The organism is Pseudovibrio sp. M1P-2-3, assembly GCF_031501865.1.
Classification (GTDB): domain Bacteria; phylum Pseudomonadota; class Alphaproteobacteria; order Rhizobiales; family Stappiaceae; genus Pseudovibrio; species Pseudovibrio corallicola.
This window is the reverse complement of the sequence record NZ_JARRCW010000001.1, coordinates 1,934,790-1,956,523: the sequence shown is the minus strand read 5'-3', so window position 1 is coordinate 1,956,523 and position 21,734 is coordinate 1,934,790. Positions and strand designations below refer to the sequence as shown.

The 21,734-nt window shown below is 49.4% G+C and carries 19 protein-coding genes and 1 pseudogene; 11 read left to right on the top strand and 9 right to left on the bottom strand.

All coding sequences use genetic code 11. The annotated features are described in order from the left end of the window. Nucleotides 1-37 precede the first annotated feature (37 nt). From P6574_RS08830 to P6574_RS08815, 4 genes are all read right to left on the bottom strand, one after another. The gene (locus P6574_RS08830) at nucleotides 38-1,564 is read right to left on the bottom strand and encodes a Ppx/GppA family phosphatase (protein WP_310619969.1); all 1,527 of its coding nucleotides are present in this window, start codon (nucleotides 1,562-1,564) and stop codon (nucleotides 38-40) included. Continuing rightward, on the bottom strand, nucleotides 1,557-3,761 hold the full coding sequence (locus P6574_RS08825) for an RNA degradosome polyphosphate kinase (protein WP_405048083.1): 2,205 nt from the start codon (nucleotides 3,759-3,761) through the stop codon (nucleotides 1,557-1,559). The genes P6574_RS08830 and P6574_RS08825 overlap by 8 nt, the downstream gene beginning before the upstream one ends. A 122-nt stretch (nucleotides 3,762-3,883) precedes the next feature. Next, nucleotides 3,884-4,564, bottom strand: a complete 681-nt coding sequence (locus P6574_RS08820; protein WP_310619968.1) for a P-loop NTPase family protein — start codon at nucleotides 4,562-4,564, stop codon at nucleotides 3,884-3,886. Beyond that, nucleotides 4,561-5,652, bottom strand: coding sequence for an AI-2E family transporter (locus P6574_RS08815; protein ID WP_310619967.1), 1,092 nt, complete (start codon nucleotides 5,650-5,652; stop codon nucleotides 4,561-4,563). The genes P6574_RS08820 and P6574_RS08815 overlap by 4 nt, the downstream gene beginning before the upstream one ends. A gap of 255 nt (nucleotides 5,653-5,907) precedes the next feature. Here P6574_RS08815 and purM point away from each other — a divergent pair, with 255 nt between their 5' ends. Then, the gene (gene purM / locus P6574_RS08810; RefSeq protein ID WP_310619966.1) at nucleotides 5,908-6,984 is read left to right on the top strand and encodes a phosphoribosylformylglycinamidine cyclo-ligase; all 1,077 of its coding nucleotides are present in this window, start codon (nucleotides 5,908-5,910) and stop codon (nucleotides 6,982-6,984) included. Then, nucleotides 6,977-7,639, top strand: coding sequence for a phosphoribosylglycinamide formyltransferase (gene purN, locus P6574_RS08805; protein WP_310619965.1), 663 nt, complete (start codon nucleotides 6,977-6,979; stop codon nucleotides 7,637-7,639). The genes purM and purN overlap by 8 nt, the downstream gene beginning before the upstream one ends. 414 nt (nucleotides 7,640-8,053) lie before the next feature. Here purN and P6574_RS08800 read toward each other — a convergent pair whose 3' ends face one another. The 3 genes from P6574_RS08800 to P6574_RS08790 form a co-directional block, all read right to left on the bottom strand. Continuing rightward, nucleotides 8,054-9,082, bottom strand: coding sequence for an IS110 family RNA-guided transposase (locus P6574_RS08800; protein WP_310619544.1), 1,029 nt, complete (start codon nucleotides 9,080-9,082; stop codon nucleotides 8,054-8,056). A gap of 930 nt (nucleotides 9,083-10,012) precedes the next feature. Next, nucleotides 10,013-10,276, bottom strand: a complete 264-nt coding sequence (locus P6574_RS08795; protein ID WP_310619964.1) for a hypothetical protein — start codon at nucleotides 10,274-10,276, stop codon at nucleotides 10,013-10,015. A 420-nt stretch (nucleotides 10,277-10,696) separates the two neighbouring features. Then, the gene (locus P6574_RS08790) at nucleotides 10,697-12,802 is read right to left on the bottom strand and encodes a molybdopterin-dependent oxidoreductase (protein ID WP_310619963.1); all 2,106 of its coding nucleotides are present in this window, start codon (nucleotides 12,800-12,802) and stop codon (nucleotides 10,697-10,699) included. A gap of 1,043 nt (nucleotides 12,803-13,845) precedes the next feature. Here P6574_RS08790 and P6574_RS08785 point away from each other — a divergent pair. The 8 genes from P6574_RS08785 to P6574_RS08745 all read left to right on the top strand — a co-directional run bounded on the left by P6574_RS08785 (nucleotide 13,846) and on the right by P6574_RS08745 (nucleotide 18,424). Beyond that, nucleotides 13,846-14,379, top strand: a complete 534-nt coding sequence (locus P6574_RS08785) for an RICIN domain-containing protein (protein ID WP_310619962.1) — start codon at nucleotides 13,846-13,848, stop codon at nucleotides 14,377-14,379. Beyond that, nucleotides 14,361-15,128, top strand: coding sequence for a multicopper oxidase domain-containing protein (locus tag P6574_RS08780; RefSeq protein WP_310619961.1), 768 nt, complete (start codon nucleotides 14,361-14,363; stop codon nucleotides 15,126-15,128). Before P6574_RS08785 ends, P6574_RS08780 begins: the two co-directional genes overlap by 19 nt. Continuing rightward, a complete protein-coding gene (locus P6574_RS08775; RefSeq protein ID WP_310619960.1) occupies nucleotides 15,107-15,886 on the top strand; it encodes a multicopper oxidase family protein in 780 nt (259 codons plus the stop codon). The genes P6574_RS08780 and P6574_RS08775 overlap by 22 nt, the downstream gene beginning before the upstream one ends. Before the next feature lie 2 nt (nucleotides 15,887-15,888). Further along, nucleotides 15,889-16,245 (top strand): hypothetical protein, encoded by a 357-nt coding sequence (locus tag P6574_RS08770; RefSeq protein ID WP_310619959.1) that lies wholly within the window; start codon nucleotides 15,889-15,891, stop codon nucleotides 16,243-16,245. Next, nucleotides 16,238-16,924, top strand: coding sequence for a DedA family protein (locus tag P6574_RS08765; RefSeq protein ID WP_310619958.1), 687 nt, complete (start codon nucleotides 16,238-16,240; stop codon nucleotides 16,922-16,924). The genes P6574_RS08770 and P6574_RS08765 overlap by 8 nt, the downstream gene beginning before the upstream one ends. Nucleotides 16,925-17,367: 443 nt before the next feature. Then, entirely contained in the window at nucleotides 17,368-17,778 is a 411-nt protein-coding gene (locus tag P6574_RS08755) for a hypothetical protein (RefSeq protein WP_310619957.1), read from the top strand. Beyond that, on the top strand, nucleotides 17,744-18,049 hold the full coding sequence (locus tag P6574_RS08750; protein ID WP_310619956.1) for a transposase: 306 nt from the start codon (nucleotides 17,744-17,746) through the stop codon (nucleotides 18,047-18,049). The genes P6574_RS08755 and P6574_RS08750 overlap by 35 nt, the downstream gene beginning before the upstream one ends. Nucleotides 18,050-18,163: 114 nt before the next feature. Beyond that, nucleotides 18,164-18,424: an IS3 family transposase gene (locus P6574_RS08745; RefSeq protein ID WP_310619955.1), complete on the top strand. Its 261-nt coding sequence runs from the start codon at nucleotides 18,164-18,166 to the stop codon at nucleotides 18,422-18,424. Between the two features lie 123 nt (nucleotides 18,425-18,547). On the opposite strand, the pseudogene P6574_RS08740 reads toward P6574_RS08745, so the two are convergent. Beyond that, nucleotides 18,548-19,012, bottom strand: a pseudogene (locus tag P6574_RS08740) (transposase); the annotation flags it as partial. A 413-nt stretch (nucleotides 19,013-19,425) separates the two neighbouring features. On the opposite strand from P6574_RS08740, the gene P6574_RS08735 reads away from it, so the two are divergent. After that, entirely contained in the window at nucleotides 19,426-20,613 is a 1,188-nt protein-coding gene (locus P6574_RS08735) for a glycosyltransferase family 4 protein (RefSeq protein ID WP_310619954.1), read from the top strand. Nucleotides 20,614-20,683: 70 nt separating this feature from the next. On the opposite strand, the gene P6574_RS08730 is transcribed toward P6574_RS08735, so the two are convergent. Beyond that, nucleotides 20,684-21,642 (bottom strand): IS630 family transposase gene (locus P6574_RS08730; protein WP_310619020.1). Its coding sequence is split into 2 segments (ribosomal slippage): nucleotides 20,684-21,298 and nucleotides 21,301-21,642, totalling 957 coding nucleotides; the frame shifts between segments, so codons are not numbered across the junction. Between the last annotated feature and the right edge of the window lie 92 nt (nucleotides 21,643-21,734).

Genomic DNA, 21,734 nt, shown 5'->3' with positions numbered 1-21,734 from the left:
CTCATAGAAAGCGTCATCACTGGCGCTTTTTCTATATCTACCTGATGAGAATTGCGCCCTTCATATCAAAGATTCGAGCCAGCTGTTTGACCCTCTTATTAAGGCGCTCTCCATCTAGATCCTTCAGCCCTTCAGGCAAACACAAAGCCAGTTTGCCGTCTACAAATGAAATGGAAGTTCGCCCCAGTACACCGGCAGTTGAAGCACTCACCAGTGAAGCTATGCGCAGCAGTGCTCCCATTATCCGTGCAAGCATCTGAAGCCGCTCGCTACATAAACTCAAAATCTGCGGAGATACCGCATCATCAACAAGCCCTTCGTGCCGATAGAACGCGGACATTGCAAGGTAGGCACGGCCGGGGTGATCCACCTGAATAAAAGACCCATTACTAATAATATTGAGGGATTGTTCCCCTCGATAATCTGGATGAGCCCGCCACCCAATGTCCGCCAGATGACACGCAGCCAGACGAAGGCGACGTTCTCTGTCACTTTCAATAATACCGGCAGCCAAAAGAGCGCCTTCTGTCCACGCCTCCAGCTCCAGACCGAATTTGGGAGAACGCGAGCGCAGCGCACTTATCTCATAAGCTGCCTCATACAAGGCATCTTTTTTCCGCTCCTCCTGATCTAACAGATCATAGAGCAGCCCCTCGCGAATACCCAAAGCAGAAAATACCACTTGATCCACTTTGGACTGGAGAACAACCTCTTTTAGGACTGCCGCCCCATATGGCAAGAGGGTACGCCGTGCTTTGGAGATGACTTTGATCTCTCTAAGCTTATTTGTCTGCTTCCGGATAACACGATCACAAAACTCAACGGCCACTTCCGCAGGAATAGTATACTCCTGCATGACATGGAGAGGATAACCTTCTTGAAACAGGTGAAGGCGGCCCAGTGAGCGCCATGTGCCTCCAATTGCATAGAAGTTTTTCCCAGCACCTGCTTCGGAAAGCCACTCAGCATTTTGCAAGACAGTCTTTGCGATCTCTTGGGCCTGAACAATATCACGGTGAGAGTTATCTTGAAGTCTCAGCCCACCAAGAGGGAAAGTGATGCCGTGCCCCACATCCTCTTTCGAGATTTCAACAAGCTCAAGGCTCCCTCCCCCCAAATCACCAATCAGACCGTTTGGATTTTGAAAGCCTGAAACAACTCCCATTGCGGAGTAGTGCGCTTCACCTTTACCCGAAAGGATCTGCACTTGAGTGTCACAGATACGCTCAACCTCGGAAATGAAGGCTGGCCCGTTATTGGCTTCTCGTACTGCAGCTGTGGCGACGATGCGCAGCATAGTAACGCCAACTTGCTTGCTTATGGCCTTGAAACGGGAGATTGCCTTTAGGGCAACCTCTACCCTTAGCGGGTCCATTTCACCATTCAAGCCAACTCCGCGCCCTAATCCCGCTAATACCTTTTCATTGAAAAGCGGGGATGGGCTGCGTGAAAGTCGTTCGTAAACAACCAGTCGAACTGAATTGGAACCAATGTCAATGATCGCGACTGGACCAGAGCCGTTAAAGCGGCCCCTGATATCACCATTTTTATAGTTATTAGGCACTGGAGTTGCGTTCCGGGAATAATTTCGGGCTATCACTTTGCAAGGAACTACCACGCCCCGACAAAGATGGGTTTGTCATGAAGTATTTATGCGCATTGAACGGCTCTTCATCCGGGAGAGGGACAATACGTTCATGACCGCCATCAGGAAGTATCTTCCAGCTTTGCTGATTATCTTCCAGATTTGCAACCATGATCTGGTCCAACACCTGCTCATGAACAGTACGGTTTGTTATCGGTGCCAACATTTCTACCCGCCGGTCCAGATTCCGAGGCATTAGATCTGCCGAGCTAATATACACATGCGCCTCTCGACTCGGTAACCCATAACCGTTCCCAAAGCAATATATGCGGCTGTGTTCCAAGAAACGTCCAACAATCGACTTTACCCGGATATTCTCCGAAAGACCCGGAATACCGGGGCGCAGGCAACAGATACCGCGAACAACAATGTCGACTTGCACGCCCGCTTGGCTGGAGCGATAAAGAGCGTCGATAATCTGCGGATCGACCAAAGAGTTCATTTTGAGCCAAATCTGGGCAGGCCTCCCTGCTTTGGCGTGCTCAATTTCCTCTTCCATATGCTGCATGATGCGCGCACGCAAGGACTTGGGCGAGATGACAGCAGTTTCCAGCTCACCAGGTTCGGCATAGCCGGTAATATAGTTAAAGATCTTAGCCGCATCACTTGCAATCACGGGGTCGGCAGTGAAATACGACAGATCAGTATATATCCGTGCAGTAATGGGGTGATAATTTCCGGTACCAATATGGCAGTAGGTCCTTAAATTGCTCCCCTCACGGCGAACAACCATAGACAATTTGGCGTGCGTTTTCAGCTCGATAAACCCATAGACCACCTGCACGCCAGCACGTTCCAGATCACGCGCCCAGCGAATATTAGCAGCCTCATCAAACCGCGCTTTAAGCTCCACAAGAGCTGTGACCGACTTACCGGCTTCCGCCGCTTCTATCAACGCCCGTACGATTGGCGAGTTATTTGATGTGCGGTAAAGTGTCTGCTTGATGGCCACCACATCCGGATCTTGAGCAGCTTGATGCAGGAACTGCACCACCACATCAAAACTCTCATAGGGGTGATGAACGACAATGTCCTTTTGCTGGATTGCAGCAAAACAATCCCCACCGTGTTCTCTAATCCTTTCAGGAAAACGTGCATTGAACTTTGGAAATTTCAAGTCACTGCGCTTAATATCAACAAGCTGCGAAAGATCGTTGAGAGCAAGCAAACCGTCTACAAGGAAGATCTCGTCTTCCTCTTCGATTTCCATTTCATTTGCAACAAAGGCCCTCAGGTCTTCAGGGGTGTTACCTACTATTTCCAGGCGAATAACCGAACCACGGCGCCGCCGTTTCAGAGCGCTTTCAAAGACCCGAACCAGATCTTCCGCTTCCTCTTCGATCTCCAGATCGGAATCTCGAATAACACGGAATGTGCCCTTCCCGCGGATATGATATCCGGGAAACAGGCGGTCAATAAACAGGCTGATGATGGATTCTGTTGCGACAAAACGCTTCGCATGCCGATCCGTCCCCTTTGGCTGCGGCAAAATAACAAACCGGCCAATCTGGCTTGGAAGACGGAGCAGCGCAGTCATTCCGGCGCCGCCACCTGTTGGCAACAAATCCAGAATGAGCGCAAAACCGAGATTTGGAATGAACGGAAACGGATGGGCAGGATCAATTGCAAGCGGTGTTAGAACTGGGAAAATATGCTGCAGGAAGTAATCCTCCAGCCAATCGGCTTCCTGATCTTCCAGATCTTTTGCGTGCAGGATGCGAATACCATCCTCAGCCAACTCTGTTCGCAGCTGGCGAAAACAGCTTTGCTGCTCACTTTGCAGGCGGCCAACAGCCTCTCCAATCTTTTCCAGTTGTTCCCCGGGGGTCAATCCGTCATCGGATTGCTTGTTAATCCCTTCCCGTTGCTGACCACGAAGCCCGGCAACACGCACCATGAAGAACTCATCCAGATTGTTGGCTGAAATAGATAAAAAGCGCAGCCGTTCCAACAATGGATGGCTGGGGTTCATGGATTCTTCCAGTACCCGGCGGTTAAACGAGAGCCATGAGATCTCCCGATTGATAAAACGTCCGGGTTTTTCTAGAAGTTCCTGCCCCTGTTCTGGCGTAATTAGCGGCATGTTCTGTACATCTGTAGTATTCGTGCCAGCCATTTCATTCATCCCAGAACCCTCCGCATAGTATCTTATTCTTAGCAACAAACCACATTATAACATGCCATACCCACTCGGATTCAGCGCATGAGGTTTGTAATACAATATTTAATAGAAAACGCCTACTGATCCAGACTGTCCAGGACACTCGATGCCATTGCTCTGGTAATTTTTTTACCTTTTGCTAAAGCATACCTGTCCAAAGCCTCTACAATATGCCCCACAGCAGACAAGGACCTTTCAATTCGAAGAATGAGAAACTCAATTAACGAATGGTCAACAGAAACCTGTCTATCTGCAAATAACTTGGTCATTACCATGCGCAGGAGCATATCATCGGGCTCTGCAATCTCAATTGGCGTGGCGGCACGGAACCTTGAGGCCAAATCCGGGAGTTGCAAATTGAAGGCATGGGGCCATGTGCGGCTGGTGAGCAGCATAGTCTGCCCATTTAGCCGGATCGCATTGAACAGATGGAAGAGAGATTTTTCATCAAACCCCTCATGCAGGTCTTCAATAGCCACGGGCCCGGCTTCCGCCAGTTCAGAAGGACTGAACTGATAAAGCTGAGGGGCCTTGACAATATGGGCTCCGCTTACCTCTTGCCAAGCATTCACAAGATGTGTTTTGCCCGCGCCAGTCGGCCCGGCCAGCAGCACAATTGGCGAACTCCAGTTCGGCCAAGATGTCAGCAGGTTGAATGCCGCTTGATTGGCCTCACTTACGAGGTAATCATCAAATCCTAGCGCCTCGTTGTGAGGTAACATCAAAGGCAACTGTTGTGGGATTGCCGATCCAGTCATTCCAACTCGTCCATATTCCTATTGTCACTACCAATTCCGGCATAAAACGGACTGCCAAGGTATTGCTTTAGTGCAAACCGCGCTAAAACCCCGACCACCGCAGCGGCAGGAATGGCGATCAGCATCCCGACAAAACCAAAAAGGGATCCGAATGCAAACAGCGCAAACATCAACCATACAGGATGAAGACCGACACTGTGTCCTACAAGTTTGGGTTGGAGGACATTGCCCTCCAGAAACTGACCCATCGCAAAAACGAGAAGCACGAGACCTATCATGAGAGGGTCTGGCCAAAACTGGACCAGCGCAACTCCAATAGAAAGGAAAAAGCCGACTAGCGCTCCAACATAGGGTATGAAGCTAATAAGGCCAGCGGTCAGCCCAATCAATAGCCCAAATTTCAAACCAACAAGCAAAAGCGCAATTGCGTAAAAACTCCCCAGTATTATACAGAGTAAAACTTGGCCCCGGACAAACCCCGCGACGGCCTCATCCATTTGTCGGGCAAGGTCTCTAACTGTCTGTTTCTGCGCATTTGGGATCCAGCTGTCGATGCGGCCAATCATGTCATCCCAGTCCAGCAGCAAATAAAATGCGACAACCGGAGTGACAACCATTAGGGAAATTATGGAAAGAAGTGCTTGGCCCCCGCTCCAGATTGACGACAAAAGTGCTCCCAGCCAAGTTGCCGCCTGCCCCATCAAATTACCGATCGTACTTTTAAGATCTGCATTGGAGAAGCTACTCAGGTTCTGCAGCCGGTTGCCAGCAAGATCTGTCAAAAGGGCCTGTAGCTTTTCAATGTTTGTTGGGAGTTCCTCGATAAACCGGGCGAGCTGGTTTCCAAGCAAAGGCGCGAGAATTAGAAGAACTGCAACAAAGATGATTACGAAAACCAATAGAATCAGCACTGTGGACCACAAGCGGCTGATGCGCTTGTCCTCCAGATAGTCAGCTACAGGATCAAGAAGATAAGCCAGCCCCATTCCCGCGACAAAAGGCAGCAAGATATCACTGAAGACGAACAGGAAGAGAACAAAGATCAGGAACGAGCAAAACCAGAAGTACATTTGATTCTTAAGCGTCATAAACACCCTCGTTTCCGCTAGCGGAAAAATAGATTGAACTGTTCATTAAGGGATCAGTAACTTGATTCGCCAATAGAAATTATAAATTAATCCATCACTGCGCAAAGTTTTAGGGGACGGTCTTCAAATAGATCAGAAAAGACAAAAACTCTCCCATTCGAGAACTTGCATTCAAACGCCCTTTTAGGTTCTATGCCCGCGAAATTGCTGATACATAAATCGGGATCGATCCCAAGCATACACGGAGTTTCCTCTATGAGCCAGAATGCCAGCAATGGTCTTACATATTCACAAGCCGGAGTGAGTATTGATGCCGGAAACGAACTGGTCAAAAAAATTGGCCCAATGGTGAAAGCCACTCGCCGCTCCGGAGCGGACAGCGAAATTGGCGGATTTGGGGGACTTTTCGATCTTAAAGGGGCTGGTTTTAAAGACCCCATTCTGGTTGCGGCCAATGATGGTGTGGGAACAAAGCTCAAAATAGCCATTGATACCAACCAGCACGCCAGTGTTGGCATTGATCTGGTTGCCATGTGCGTGAATGATCTCATTGTTCAAGGGGCTGAACCTCTCTTCTTCCTCGATTACTTTGCCTGCGGCTCTTTGGATGTTGAGCGGGCAACCGAAGTTGTCGCCGGTATTGCCGAGGGCTGCAAACAAGCAGGCTGCGCTCTTATTGGCGGCGAGACCGCTGAAATGCCCGGCATGTATGCCAAGGATGATTATGATCTGGCAGGCTTTTCCGTTGGCGCTGCCGAGCGGGGGGAGCTGCTGCCTTCCAAAGACCTCAAAGAAGGCGATGTAATCCTTGGTCTGGCTTCTTCAGGTGTTCATTCCAATGGCTTTTCCCTTGTGCGCAAGATTGTTGAGCTGAGCGGTTTGAGCTGGGAGGATGCAGCCCCGTTTGACTCCACCAAGTCACTTGGCGCTGCTCTCATGGAGCCAACCCGTATTTATGTGAAATCCCTGCTTGCAGCCATCCGTGAAACCCACTCTGTAAAAGCAATGGCCCACATTACCGGCGGTGGGCTTCCTGAGAACCTGCCACGTGTTCTGCCTTCCAGCTTAGCAGCTCACATTGATCTGGGGGCAATTAACCTCCCCCACGTGTTCAACTGGCTGTCCAAGACCGGAAAAATCGAGCAGAAAGAAATGCTGAGAACTTTCAACTGCGGCGTTGGCATGGCTGTGGTTGTGGAGCAAAGCGAAGCGGATAAGGTTATCGCCATTGTGGAAGCGCACGGAGAGACGGTTTCCCGCTTGGGCACCCTTGAGAAGCGCGAGAGTGAAGCTGTTGTCTTTGACGGATCTTTGGGCTTGAACAATGAGTGATTTTCCAAAGAAGAAGGTTGCTGTTCTGATCTCTGGTCGGGGCAGCAATATGGCCTCTCTTATTGAAGCCACTAAGAACGAAAGCTACCCCGCTGAAATCTGCGCGGTTATCTCCAACAGGCTAGATGCGAAAGGCTTGGAAACCGCCAAGGATAACGGTATCCAGACATTTGTAGTTGACCACAAGCTCTTTGGGAAAGACCGTGAGAGCTTTGAAAAGGAACTGCATCAGAAGATCAAGGCTTCGGGGGCTGAACTGGTCGTTCTGGCCGGTTTCATGCGCCTGCTTACCCCTTGGTTTGTATCGCAGTGGGAAAATCGCGTTATCAACATCCATCCGGCGCTCCTGCCCAGCTTCCCCGGACTGGACACCCACCAGCGCGCCCTCACCGCTGGCGTGCGCCTGCATGGGGCAACGGTGCACTTTGTGACTAGCGAAATGGACGTGGGGCCGATTATCATGCAAGGGGCGGTGCCTGTTCTGGATGACGACACACCGGACACGCTGGGTGCCCGTGTTCTCACCATTGAGCATGAAATCTACCCCGAGGCCCTTGCTTTGGTTGCCGCTGGCAGAACCAAGATTGAAGGCCACCGTGTGCGCATTATCGGCTGTGATGATCTTGAGGAAGACCTGATCGCACCGGTTATTTAAAGCACCAACCACCTAACAGGGGTGCCCTGCTCCCCTGTTACTCCCCTCATAGCTTCACCTACCTTTTCCAGCTTGCCTCAAAGGCGCTCGACTATGAGAGGCCTTGTTATGAAGCGCATGCAACACCCTGATGTATAAAATGACTGCGACGTGTATGGATGCCTTAGTCAATGCGAGAGTTACTCAGACGTAAAAACCATGGGATCAAGTGCGCACGTGTATCAGGCCTTTTTGCAAGATTTTGTCCTCGCGGGCCGTTATGGATAAGCGCCGATCAGGTCCAATATCATAACCACGAGCTCAAAGCTCCGTGTCGCAAACTGGTTTTCCTGATCCGATCTTAGTGATCCTGGGTCCTTAACTGTCAGATGTCCCTTGCAATCCCTCCCGGCTTACCGACGAGACAAGCCACGTTCACACAGCCATGCTTGCCGGATCTCGATAGGTTTCTCCCTTTGTTATCATTGCCCATACTGTTCGCGCCATTTTATTTGCCAGCGCCACAGCGGCCACCAGAGGAGCTTTTCTTGCCAGCAAGGCCTCAAGCCACGGATGCCGGGGCGCGCCTTTTTTGCGGGCCCACCAAATAACTGTTGTCGCGCCAATAATCAGCAGCCTGCGAATATCACGCTGGCCGGCTTTAGACGTCTTCCCAAGCCGCGTTTTGCCCCCCGTTGAGTGCTGCTTGGGAACCAGGCCCAGCCAAGCGGCGAAATCCCGCCCGCGCTTGAACGTGGCCATTGCGGGGGCAAAAGCCTCTATCGCTATCGCGGTGATTGGGCCGAGCCCGGGAATGGTTTGCAGAATTTTTGCCGTACCACTGTTTCTGGCCAATGTCTGAAGTTTTTTCTCAAGCACCTTAATCTTTTGCGTATGCTCGCCAATCTGTTCAAAGTACAACCTCGCCATTTCATGAACAATCTCAGGAAGATGTCCCCCATCCGCTTCAAGACGCTGCCTCAGCTTCTCAACATGGACCGCGCCATGAGGGACGACCAGTCCATGTTCGGCCAAATGCGCCCGCAGCGCGTTAATCATTTGGGTTCGCTGGCGCACCAGAATCTCACGGGTGCGGAACACCATCGAACGGGCCTGTTGAAGTTCGCTTTTGACCTCCACAAAGCGCATGGTGGGACGGGCGGCGGCTTCGGCAATGGCAAAAGCATCGTTGGCGTCGTTTTTCTGGCGCTTAACAAAGGGTTTGACGTAAATCGGCGCAATCAAGCGAACCTCGTGCCCCAGCTTTCCCACCTCTCTTCCCCAATAATGGGAACTCGCACAAGCCTCCATTGCGACAAGACAAGTTGGCAGCTTACCCAAAGCCTTCAAAAAACCCGCACGAGAAACCTTCTTTGAAAACACGACATGTCCGTCTGCAGCGGCTCCATGCAGTTGAAAAACGTTCTTTGATAAATCAACTCCAACAACGGCAAGGTTCTTCATGGTTGCGTCCCTCTTTTTCCAAAAGCTACACTCTGCTCAGTATTGCAGAAATGCGCCGGGAGAGGCATCCATTCCATCATAACCCTACCCCGAAATAGGCAGTTTTTACGCGGCTTCCATCATTCAGAGCAGTCAGACTAGGAAGCAACGACAGCACTAAAAGGAAACGAATGAGCGGTGCAATGTATACTAATAAACTCTTAGAGATACGAGTATGCCAATTTAATTATGGAATTTTTAGAGATTATTCCATAGATATGAAACTAGTAACCACACTTTGGTTACCTGTATTATCCACCAAGTTGAGATGCCTGTTGCTCTTGTTCTCTTGCCATTTCCATGCGAATGGCTAGAGAGATTCCATAGTAACCCTTTAAGTAGTTGCGGGGACTACTTTGGAATTGTAAAACTCATCGGCAGGCCTGCCCGAGACAAAACACCCGTCCCCCCCAAAAACAACAGTTATTGTCAAATATCTTGCGCTGATTTTGTCTCAGACGGTTTACGATGAGACACCGCGTTATGAAGGGCATGCAGCACCCTGATGTAAACAATAACTGCGATGCATACCCCTACCCCCAAATAGGCATTTTTTATACTGGTTCCATCAATTAGCGCAGTCAGATTAAGAAGCAGCGGCAGCGCTAACAAGAAACCAACGAGAACAGCTACTACGGCATTTATGCCGTATGCGCCCCGAATGCTCAAACCCGCCTTAATCATGTAAATTAGTGTAAACTCGAAAAGACCAGTTATTTTGTACCCACCCAGCCCCGTCCTTCAAACCTCACTTTAATCCATTTAGCAGAATGAGAGTGTTAGTAAGAAAAAATCTTATCGCATCCTATATCCGCTACACTTCATATAAATAATCTGTAAAAAGTAGAAAGGGATCAACGGCTTTCATAAACAAACAACAAACCCAACGAATTACTCATCGTCCGTTACATTTAACTTTTTAAAAAAATCGATAAAACTACCGACATCATCCACATCAACTCTATGATACTGCACATTACCAGAATAAGAAAATTTAAGAATTGCGTGGTGTTTTGTTAGTTTATCTCGACCATCCTTAGATCCGCAAATAAAAGCAACGCAATCCGATGATAAGCGGCGAGAATACTTTATCGACCTTCCAGCCAAGAATATTTTATCAGCAATACTAGGTTGATATGAATTTGTAATTTTCATGAAATATTACCCTATTTTGATACCCTAATTCGCCTGCATCTAAAATAATATGAAGCTTTTGTACTCGAACCTGACTCCACTGTTCAAGCCTCCCTCGTCTCCGCTTTACGAATAGAGGTACGGGTGCCTTGATAGGCAATACCGCTTAATTATTTTTTTACTTCTTATTTTTCTAGTTGCCATTTGTAAGGCAGCTTATACCAATCGGCATTATTGCAAACCTATAGGGTTCCTTCTGGATCCCGGCTCGGTTGCCGGGATGACGGCGGAATGGGTGGCGAGGTTTGGTAAACCCCTTGGGTTATGCCGGACAAGCGAAGTGCCGATCCGGTATCCAGACCACGAACTAGCGATTATACTGCTGGGTTTACTCCCGAATTTCGTAGACTTCTCCTAGTAGATTTGGGCCAGCCCCACGCCTCAAGCCTCTCCCGTCTCCGATTTACGAATAGAGATACGGGTGTCGTGGTAGGCGATGCCCCCGAAGGGGGCGACTTGGTCGGCGCCTGTGAGGGTGTTGATGCCATTTCCCTCTTTGAAAGCGTGGTTGGGCCAAATACCTTCCGAGATCACCGTACCCGGCATGTGCTGGGTGCTTATTTCCGCGTGCAGGTAAACTTGGCCCCGCTGATTTTCCAAGATGATATAGTCCCCCGCTTCAATCTCATGAGCCTGCGCATCATGGGGGTGCAGCAGCGCTGTGGGGCGCTTTTCTTTTTTGAGCGAGCTTTCGGTCTGGTTGAAGGAAGAGTTCAGGAAGGACCGCGCTGGCGCTGTGACGAGCCGCAGAGGGTAGTCTTTTGTTACCTCTTCCGTTACCGCCCAATGATCGGGAAGGACTGGCAAGCTCTCCCAAGGCCCCATTGGCCCAGCGTTGTTAACCCGCACGTTGGTCCAGTCCGGTTTGAATCGGTATTTTCCATCTTCATAGCCAAAGCCGTTCAGGAAGTGGGAGGTCTCAAAATCTGGCTGACAATCGATCCAGCCCTGTTTTTCCAAATTCTCCAAGCTGCCGTGGCCGGAAGATTGTAAAAGCCAGTCCACATGCTCGCGAGCGCTCCAGCTATGGGCCTCATGCTCTTTGCCTCCGGTTCGGCGGATCAGCTCGTTGAGTACATAAAGGTTTTCGCGCGCCTCTCCCGGTGCCTGCGTGAGCTTTGGCCCAAACAGGATGGACTGCGCCCCCCCTGCCTTATAGATATCATCATGCTCAAGGAACTGGGTGGCTGGCAGCACAATATCGGCCATCAAGGCGGTTTCTGTCATGAACTGTTCATGCACCACCGTGAACAGGTTTTCGCGCGCCATGCCCTGCTTCACAAGCGCCTGTTCTGGCGCGACGCTCACCGGATTGGTGTTTTGAATGAGCATGGCTGTCACGGGCGGACCATTCAGCAGCGCCTCGTTATCGCCGGTGAGAATCCGCCCGATCTGTCCCATATCCAGCTGGCGGATGCCCTCCTGTTTCAAGGAGTGGGCTTCGATCATGGACTTGTCAAAACCGAAAATCGCACCGTTGTTATGGAACGCGCCGCCGCCTTTATGCTGGTAATGGCCACCCACCACAGCAATGCTGGTGACCGCGTGCATGTTGACAGTTCCGTTTCGAGAACGGGTGAACCCATAGCCTATGCGGAAGAATGTTTTGTTATTTTTTCCAATAGCTTGCGCGAATTCTTCAATCTGTTTTCTAGGAAGACCGGTAATCTTGGCTGCCCATTCCGGCCCGCGGGTTTTAAGGTGCTGCTCCAGCTCTTTAGGTGCGTCGGAATACTTTTCCAGATAAGCGCGGTCCGCATATCCGTCCCTGAACAGAACATGCATCACTGCACAGGCCAGAGCCCCGTCGGAGCCGGGCTTGATAATCAACCCCACATCCGCCTGCTTCATGGTCTCCGTTTCATAAACGTCCACCACGAAAATCTTCGCGCCGCGGGTCTTGCGGGCCTTGATTGCATGGGTCATCACATTGACCTGCGTTGCAACCGGATTGGTGCCCCAGATGACAACCTGATCAGCTTCCGCCATCTCGCGCGGGTCGGGGCCTGCAAGCTTACCCGTTCCCGCCACATAGCCCGTCCAAGCCATGTTGGTGCAGAAGGTGTCATACATGCCCGAATAGTTCTTGGAATGCCTGAACCGGTTGATGCTATCGCGCTGAACCTGCCCCATAGTTCCCGCAAAATAATAGGGCCAGACGGTTTGGCTGCCGTGCTGCTCTTCTGCTTTTAAGAAAGCGCTGGCAGCCTCTTCAAGAGCCTCTTCCCAAGTGATGCGGGTGAACTGACCCGACCCTTTCGGTCCGCTTCTGCGCAGGGGGTAAAGAACCCTGTCTTTGTGGTAGAGCCGCTCCGTATAGCGGGCAACTTTCGCGCAGATAACACCGGCGGTGTAAGAGTTGTCCTTTGCCCCACGAATACGCCCGATGCGCCCGTCCTCATGCACCTCAACCTCCAGAGCGCAGGTAGACGGACAATCATGGGGGCAAGCGGAAATCCGCTTCTGGGGTCTTGTTGGGGCGTTCATGTGCAGTCTCTTCTCCACGTAACTTAGAACCCATGTAATTAAGCATCCACGCGTTAATGGCAAGAGACGGAGCCGGACAAAAGAGTGTACATCATACCGGAGTGAGCAGGTTCCGACCTCGCTCTTAATTTAAGCAAGGCCTCACAGTTTGGCCCAATTACTTTAGTGCATCAACAAGCTAAAGCAGTCAGACGTTTTATTAAAACCACAGTACATGACACTACATTTGAGTGAACGTTTTGGACAGGCTTTATTCCATGCGAGAAATGCCTTGTCCAGTTTCAAAGTGATCCAGTTTCTCAAGGTATCCAGTCCCAGTCGGAACCGTGACTTTTCTCGTCTGCCATACGCCTTGTGTTTAATTGCTTTGCGATCCATTAATATCGTGGCACACCGATATGCCCATATGCTTTCAAGACTGATAATGGCAAACAATGTGGAAAGCTTGTTAGCACTGTTTTAACTCCACCTGTTCATAAACGGACGTTTTTGGACACTTGACTGAAAACAAATAATAAATTCCTTTGCGTACGATTTTGAACAAAGCTTGTTCCGCCCCCGATTGGTATGAGTTACAATGACACATTGCCATTTTCACGAGTGTGGGCCCTCACCTAACCTTTAAGTTTTACAAAGCAGGCGCATGGCTCGTGCTTCCCGTTTCAAACGGAAGCTGCATCAACCTAAGACAGTCTTCAAAATCACCGCCTATTCCATCCATTGTATCTCCAGCAATGGAGAGACAGCTACTCCTTTTCCAGAACAGAAGCACTGCCCCTAGAAAAGTGTCGTAAACTATACTCCTGTGAACTTTTGACACAGTTGGATACAGCTTCGAAATAGACGAGAGGCTCCATTTATATAAGGTGTGAGTAGAAGACGGGACAAGTGTGCGGTGGGCTACCCAAAAAATCAAACGCTGCACTGTCTGAACGCTGCCAACAATAAACGAGAAGACCAATTCATCTCATAGACCCAGAGCTTTGGCGGAGATCACTCCATCGCTACAGACCAGACAAGCTCAACTGAAGAGAGATAGTAGTATGGGGCTTTATATTCAAAGGATTTACTGGGCCTGCATCTTGAGCGCAGTTTTTTGCTCGGTACACGCCAGTGCAGCCGAACAGCCACACATACAAACGCCAGCACCTGTCATCCATCTGGCTGACAATTTCGGAGAAACTCGAGAACTCGGCTGGTGTATTGATACCATCGGAAAGGGGTTTGCTGAAAACCTACATGCACACTCTTGTAAACCGCAGGGGGGGGATGTTCAGTTTTCCTATGACGCTAAAACAGGAAAGATCAGATCAGTTGCCTACCCTAAATTTTGCATGACATATCAGTCAGCCCATGACCTAACTCTTACTTTGACAGACTGCGAAGCTTCAAACACGAAACAACAGTTTTCCTATAATTTGGCAACAAAGGAAATCCGCTTAGGGAAGACCCCGGATCAGTGCATCGTGGTGGGCGAACCAATACGGACGGCTGGACCTTTCATGTCCAGAGACTTGATCATCCAAGACTGTTCAACAGCTGGCTCTCGGAGCAAGGAATGGGTGATTGTACCATGACTTTTTCTCGGTCAGCGCTTTCTCGGCGCTCGTTTCTCAAATTATCTACAGCGCTCGGACTTGCATGCCCCAGCCTCACCCTATCTAGCCCCACACTGGCTCAAGCGCAAAGCGCGTCCTCCTTCTCTCCAACCACATTAACAGTGACAGAAGTTGACGGGCGGCCCGTGTACAACGAAAAATCTCCGGGGCCGACCTTAACTCTGGAGCCAGGCGGCACGCTTGATATTGAACTGGTAAACAACCTTAGCCCGTTGCACGATGATTGTACGGACACCCCCAATGCGTTTCATGGATTAAATACAACAAACTTACATACCCATGGCCTACACGTTTCACCTAACAAGGATAAAACCGGTAGATTTGACGCGGACAACGTCTTTATAAATGTTGTACCCAAAGACCAACTTGTCCCATGTGAACAGATTTGCGGGATACCGGTGGAAGAAACTTTTCGAAGGCACCGAGCGAATTACAGATTTGAAATCGCGCAGGACCACCCCTCAGGTACATTCTGGTATCACGCCCACAAGCATGGATCGACGCAACGTCAGGTTGGCGGTGGCCTGGCTGGGCCCTTGATTGTTCCAGACAAACCCGGCACCATGCCGAGCTATATTGCACAGGCCCCCGAGCATATTCTGATGCTCATGAACCGGGGTATGGTTCTGGTCAACCCTCAAGGCGGGGGAAAGATGCTCCCACACTTCACATGCGGCCCGGAGAGGTGCAACGGTGGCGGATTATAAACGCCCAGTCTGCTGGCAACGCCTTTGCTTACCTTGCAACGAACATTCCAGAGCTTGAACTCTACCAGATTGCCTTTGATGGACTAACCTTGCCACGACGCCAGAGGCTTGACCAGTTTGACAAGCGGGAACCATGGTTAAACCCTTCTGCCTTGGCCCCAGGCAATCGAATGGATTTGATCGTGAGAGCTCCTGAAAATGCCAAGCCCGGCCTTATCCCTATCGATTGGATAACTGGCCTCACGGACCTGCTTTCCTTTACAAGCAATAGCCGCGCGGCAACAATTCAGGTGGGAATCTCTGGAACTCCAGTGAACTGTGAATGGTCTGAGGACGATGAACTGCCAGGGCCGGGCCTGAGCGCATTTGATGATGATACGACGTTGCCCACCCGTACTATAGATTTTACACTTGGCTTCACAGTAAACGATGCGGCCTATGACGGCACAATGGCACAGCGGATGCGACTGGGCACAGCTGAGGAATGGACCATTACCAATTCAACTGGGGGTGTTCATGCTTTTCATATTCACCTCAACCCTTTCTTTGTCACACATATCAATGGAATGGAACTGCCGCAGGACAGCCCCCTGCGCCGATGGCAAGATACCATTGCGCTCCCTTATAGTGAGGGAGGTAAGCCAGGCTCCATAACCTACAAGACCAGATTTGAAAGCTTCACCGGTAAGTTTGTTATCCATTGTCACGTTTTACGTCATGAAGACCTTGGTATGATGCAGACAGTTGAAGTCTATTAACTATGATTAAAAATCTCAGCGCTTTGGTGAATAGGAAACGCATATTAGCAGGTATCCTCCTGATCGCATCGATTGTTGCGACTTGGCTTCTGGTGCTCGTTATTTTGGATACCCTATATCTGCATGATCCCCGTCATAAAGATATGGCGCTTAAACCTTGGATGACACCTCGCTACATCGTATTAACCTACAATTTACCACGCCCTCTCGTCATACAAATTCTTTCACTGGACCCCAAAAAAGATAAAGGAATCCGTCTTGGGCGGATTGCTGATGAACAAGGAATTTCCATGGAAGAATTGACTGCGCGCGTTCGTGCAGCAGCAACCCAATATCGCGAGGAGCAACATGATGGATAGCATCATTGGTCTCGTCCCGGACTACGGATCCTACCTGATTTTTATAGTAATCTTGTCTGGAACGCTGGCCGTTCCTGTTCCGGCCTCAGCCCTGTTGCTCATAGGCGGAAGTTTCGCGGCTACCGGAGATCTGACGGTGTCTTCACTGCTTGCGTCCTCATTGTCCGCACACTTACTGGGTGACCAGATTGCCTACGGAATTGCAAGAGCTTTCGGCCCGCGCCTCCTCTCCCGTTTGGAACACTCCAAACATGCGAGATCTCCCCTACAAAAAAGTAAGAAACTTTTACAGGGACACGGCAGTTTAGCGGTTTTTCTCAGCCACACAGTACTCAGCCCCATGTGCTCTTATATGAGCTATTTAAGCGGTGCAGGCGCACTCGGATGGCGTCGTTATACATTGGCAGCGATGCCAGGAGCAATTATTTGGACCAGCACCTATATTACCCTTGGCTACAGTTTTGCGTCGCACTTGGAACAAATAGCATCAATTTTCAGTAACTTGTCTGGAGCCATTGCGGCCCTTTTCGTTGCTGTTGTTGCCTACCTGTTGCTTAAGCATCAATATTCATTCACCCTGAAATCAAGTAGTCTTCTATTGCCAAAAAAAAAAAAGTGTAACTCCGAATCTCCCCAAGTCCAGTTTACAAATAGGATTCACAAATCCAGTTATTTTTGAGCAGTTTGTCATTGCCATACGCGGACGAGGTGGTCGCAAACCAAGGGATCATCGCCGTGTTCTTGATGGGATCTTTTGGATTGCCAGAACCCGTGCACTGTGACGCTATTTACCCGAAGAGTTTTGGAAATGGATCAATGTGTACCAACAGTTCCGCCGGTGAAGCCAAGCAGGGTTGTGGGAATTGATCCTGTCCGTGCTGAATGACAGTAATTCAACCCCTTCCAGTATTCATATGATTGATAGCACTGTCACCCGGACACACCAGCAGGAGGCAGGCGCAAAAAGGGGACCCAAAAACAGGGTTTTGGTCGCTCAAAAGGTCGCTTCACGACGAAAGTCCGCCTGATCGCCAATATTAAATCAACTCCCCATAATGTTGAATCTCAAGGGATTCCCAATCTTGCTGGTTTGTAATTCACTCCCTTTTAGGTGGACCCTACATGCCAGCCCCCCTTTCCCGTGACATCCGTGTTCGTTTTCGACGACTCATAAAAGCTGACTTAAGCGGGCGAGAAGCAGCCCGCCAGCTGATGATCTCCTCCGCAGCAGCTTCGCGCCTGGCACGGAAAGTTCGTACTGATCTCAGCTTGGAACTAGCCAAGTTAGATCGCCCCATAGGCAGCGGAAAACTGGAGATTTATTTCCGGTTTTTCAAAGAACTCATTACGCAAGACGCAGACATAAGTTTATGTGAGCTACGCGATGCTCTTTTTATGGCCAGAGGCGTCAAAGTTCACCTCAGCTTGATCTCCAATGTTATGGACTTACCCCGTAAAAGTGGAGGCACTTCTGCTAAAGTAGCAACAGGAGGATCGCATGAAGCGACAGGGGCAAACGAATTATACAGATGAGTTCAAACAGGAAGCTGTACGTTTGGTGGTGAGTAGTGGACGAAAGGTTGCAGAAATTGCCGACGAGCTTGGTGTCCCACGCTCTACGTTAAGCCGCTGGAGCCGCAAGTATCGGGATGAGGATCTGCTATCGGGGCCGCATGATGATGTTGAGAAAGAGCTTGCTCGCCTGCGTAAGGAAGTCACGCTTCTTCGTCAGGAAAGGGAGTTACTAAAAAAGCAGCAGCGTTCTTCGCCAAGGAAACAAGTATTTGAAATTTCAATTTATTAGAGCGTAGAGCGCTTCCTATCCTGTTCGTTTTTGTGCTCATTTATGGGCGTGAGCTGTAGTGGGTACTATGCCTGAAAGCAGCGCTGTGCCAGCAAACGCCAACAGGAGGATATGGTGCTTCTGGCCCCTATCAAAGAAGTCTTTGCAACCTCACGCCAAACCTATGGGCCCCCTCGAATTCACGCAGAACTCAAGGAGGCCGGCCTTGCTGTAGGTCGCAAACGCGTTGCCAGATTGATGCGGGACAACGCTTTGCGCGATATAAGTAAACCCCGCTTCAAGAAAACCACCGACAGTTCTCACAACAACCCTTTTGCGCCCAATCTCCTTGAACAGGATTTTACCTGTACAGGCGAAAATCAGAAATGGGCATAGACATCAGTTTTCTCTGGGCAACTCAAGGATGGTTGTATCTGCCGATTATTCTGGATCTATATTCCCGCCGGATCGTTGGTTGGGCCAAGAGTAAACGGATGACTGCAAAGCTGCCCATCAAAGCTTTGGAACAGAAACGATCGACGCATCAATAACTTGGCCGCCCATGACCAGATAACCTTGTTCTTTAAGGTAATAGTCAAAAGCATCGAACAGCGACTGGATGATATCCGCCTGTACCAACAGTTCACGGTACATCCAGATCGTTTTGGCGTCCAGAACGCGGTCTTCCAAACCTAGCCCCAGAAAGCGTAAAAATGAAAACCGATCCCGGATCTGATATTCAGCCTGATCATCCGACAGGCTATAAAGGGCGCACAGGATGAGCATTTTGAACATTAAAACAGCATCCCAAGGTTTGCGGCCCGCTTTGGACTTGCGATCCTCCGGCCGCTGACGCTAAGACTTTTCAAGTCAACCGCGAAAGCTCTCTCATGGTACCACATTGTCGATCTTAGCCAGTGGATCATTGCTAGCATCGGGATCCTTATAGTGATTGGCAATATCAAAAAAATGCAAGCAGGCCATAAGCACTCCAAATATATCATTTCAAGTCATTGACGATACAACAAAAAATCAAATAGGAAATTTTCAGAGGTACCCTTAAGGTGATTTTCATAATAACATAAGTATACCACCTAGTAGCAAGGCAAGTTAAAGGGAATTATATTTTATCTATATCATACTGTTACTTTTAAAAATATCAGATTATCTTCACTAAGTTTACTTATGAAGTTCCGTTTGGTTTATCGCCTTGAAATACTGCCCACTTCTTGTTGGACAAGTGCATTTCAATTGCTTGGAATAGGTTAAATTTCTCTAAATATAATCACGAGTGCGTAAACAACTTTTTGGTGTTCTTGTGGTTTGCTTAAGGTTTGTCTGTACAGTGAAGGCAATAGTTTCACTGCTAAAATCTCAAAGTAAGAAACTGGTAACAAATGCAGACAGTTGGCTATGTTTTGGAAGAGTTTCCCGTTCTAAGTGAAACCTTTGTGGGAAATGAAATCCGCGCGATGCAATCCTTAGGGCACAAAGTGGTACCGTTGATCTTGAAGCGGGCAAGCGGCCCAGCGCAACCGGAAGATATTAAACTCTCGCAGGAAGGTGCTCATTTTATAGGGGAGGCTGGGGTGCGAACCGCCTTACCAAGCTTGAAGTGTCTTTCCCTGAAATCAAGCGAGGCCATAAACTTTGTCAACACTCAAATGTATTTGCCAAAGTTTTCCCTTTTAGGAAACTCTTTTAAAATTGCATCCTTCGCTAGTACTGAGAAAGTTGATCATTTCCATGCTCATTTTTCAGGCCCTGCGAGTGCCCATGCCATTGCAGCAGCTCGTCTGAGTAGAAAAACGGTATCATTCGTGTGCCATGGACATGATGTCTATGAAGAGGCCTATGATTTACCACTCAAACTAGCCTCCGCCGACTTTGTCGTATCCGTGTGCAATGACTTAAGTAACGATCTACATGACATTCAACCTGCTGCTAAAGTCAGTATGATACCCTGTGGCACCGACCCCAGAAAGTTTCAAAGCGTATCTACATCGCAATGTAATGGGCGCCTGCTCTTTATTGGTCGTCTTGTTGAGCAGAAGGGCGTGGATGATATCCTACAGGCGTTCTCTGAGATGGATAAATTTCCTCCCATAGATATTGTCGGGGACGGTCCTTTACGTAAGTTTCTTGAAGAAAAAGCGGCGGTTCTTGACCCAAGAGAGAATACTATCAAGTTTTTGGGAGTAAGAGACTCACATTGGTTGGCGGGAAATGCTCCCAATTATATGGCCTTGATTGCTCCATTTAAAAAAGCTACAAATGGGGCCAGAGACACAGGCCCTCTGGTTGTAAAGGAAGCAATGTCTATGGAGCTTCCTGTGATCACTACTGCATTTATGGGGATGAAAGAAACAGTCACCCCCGAAACTGGATTTCTGGTAACTCCCGGGAACCCAACATCCTTACGCCAAGGAATAGAAGATCTTTTGAAGCTGTCTAAAGAAGAACGTAAGGCCCTAGGCAGGGCAGGAAGAAAGCGGGTACTAGCCCATTTTACCCTTGAAAAATCTGGCCTAAAGCTCTCCAGCGCTATACAGATGTGTCAAAGAGAAAACACTGGCAATTTGTGATAGGCTTTGAGGCTGAATAGCCGTGGTACTTTCTGTAAAGCTCATCACTGCCTACTATAGTCTTGAGCCTTTATACTGAAACATATCCAGCTGCCTTGAAGTAATTCCAACACTCTTGGGGTGTGAACAGATCGCATATGTCACCCAGAGCCTTTATCAAGGTCTCAAAGGTTCTGGCTTTCATTCTGCGTAGGTGTGCTTTGAGCTTGGAAAACGCCATTTCGATAGGATTGAGATCAGGAGAATAGGGCGGCAGAAAAAGGAACCAACACCCGCTTTGTCTGAGGGCCCTTGCGGCTTCTGGAACTTTGTGTGTGGACAGGTTATCCAGAATGACCACCGTTTTAGGGTGCAAGCATGGAGCCAGTTGTGTCGTGATATAAGTGGTGAATGCCTTGCCATTCATGGCCCCGTCCAGAACCCAGGGCGCAATGAGTCCCTCGTGGGTCAAACCGGCGATAAAGGTCTGGTTCTGCCAGCGTCCAAACGGCGCTGTGTCAAGGGCTCGTTCCCCTTTAAAGGCTCGGCCTCGCAGCCGGGTTAAATTCGTTTTAACACTGGTTTCATCGAGAAACACCAGTCTCTCAGGCAGATCACGCATTATAGGCTGACGGGTGTGGCGCCATTCATCTCTGGCATTTTGTACATGGAGTTTGCCACGCTCGGTTGCCACCAACGATTTTTTTTATAGGTGTAGCCAAGACGGCGCAAAGCCTTGGAGACGGAAGTATGGTGAACCCTCACTCCCTCAGCCATGAAAAGTGCATCACATAACTCCATCAACGTGATATCTCCGTCTTGATTGACCAGCTCGCGCAAGAAGGAGAGGTAGGGCTCCAATTTTCCGCCTCCCTTTGGGCGCCCTGTCCTGACCGGGATTAAACTCTGCCCCTCCCGAACTTTACGGGCCAAGCGAGATCCTGATGCTGGAGAGATCAGCAGGCGGCGTGCTGCTTCACGCCCGCTCATCCCGGATAAAATGAGCCTTTTAAAGCGAAGGCGTAAATCAAGTGAAAGTGGCCGGCCCATGTGATCTCCTCCCTAAAAGGAGTAAATCACAAATCAACCTGATTGGGAATCCCCAATCGATTCAGCGTTGCGCCTCATTGCTTTAAAGTCTA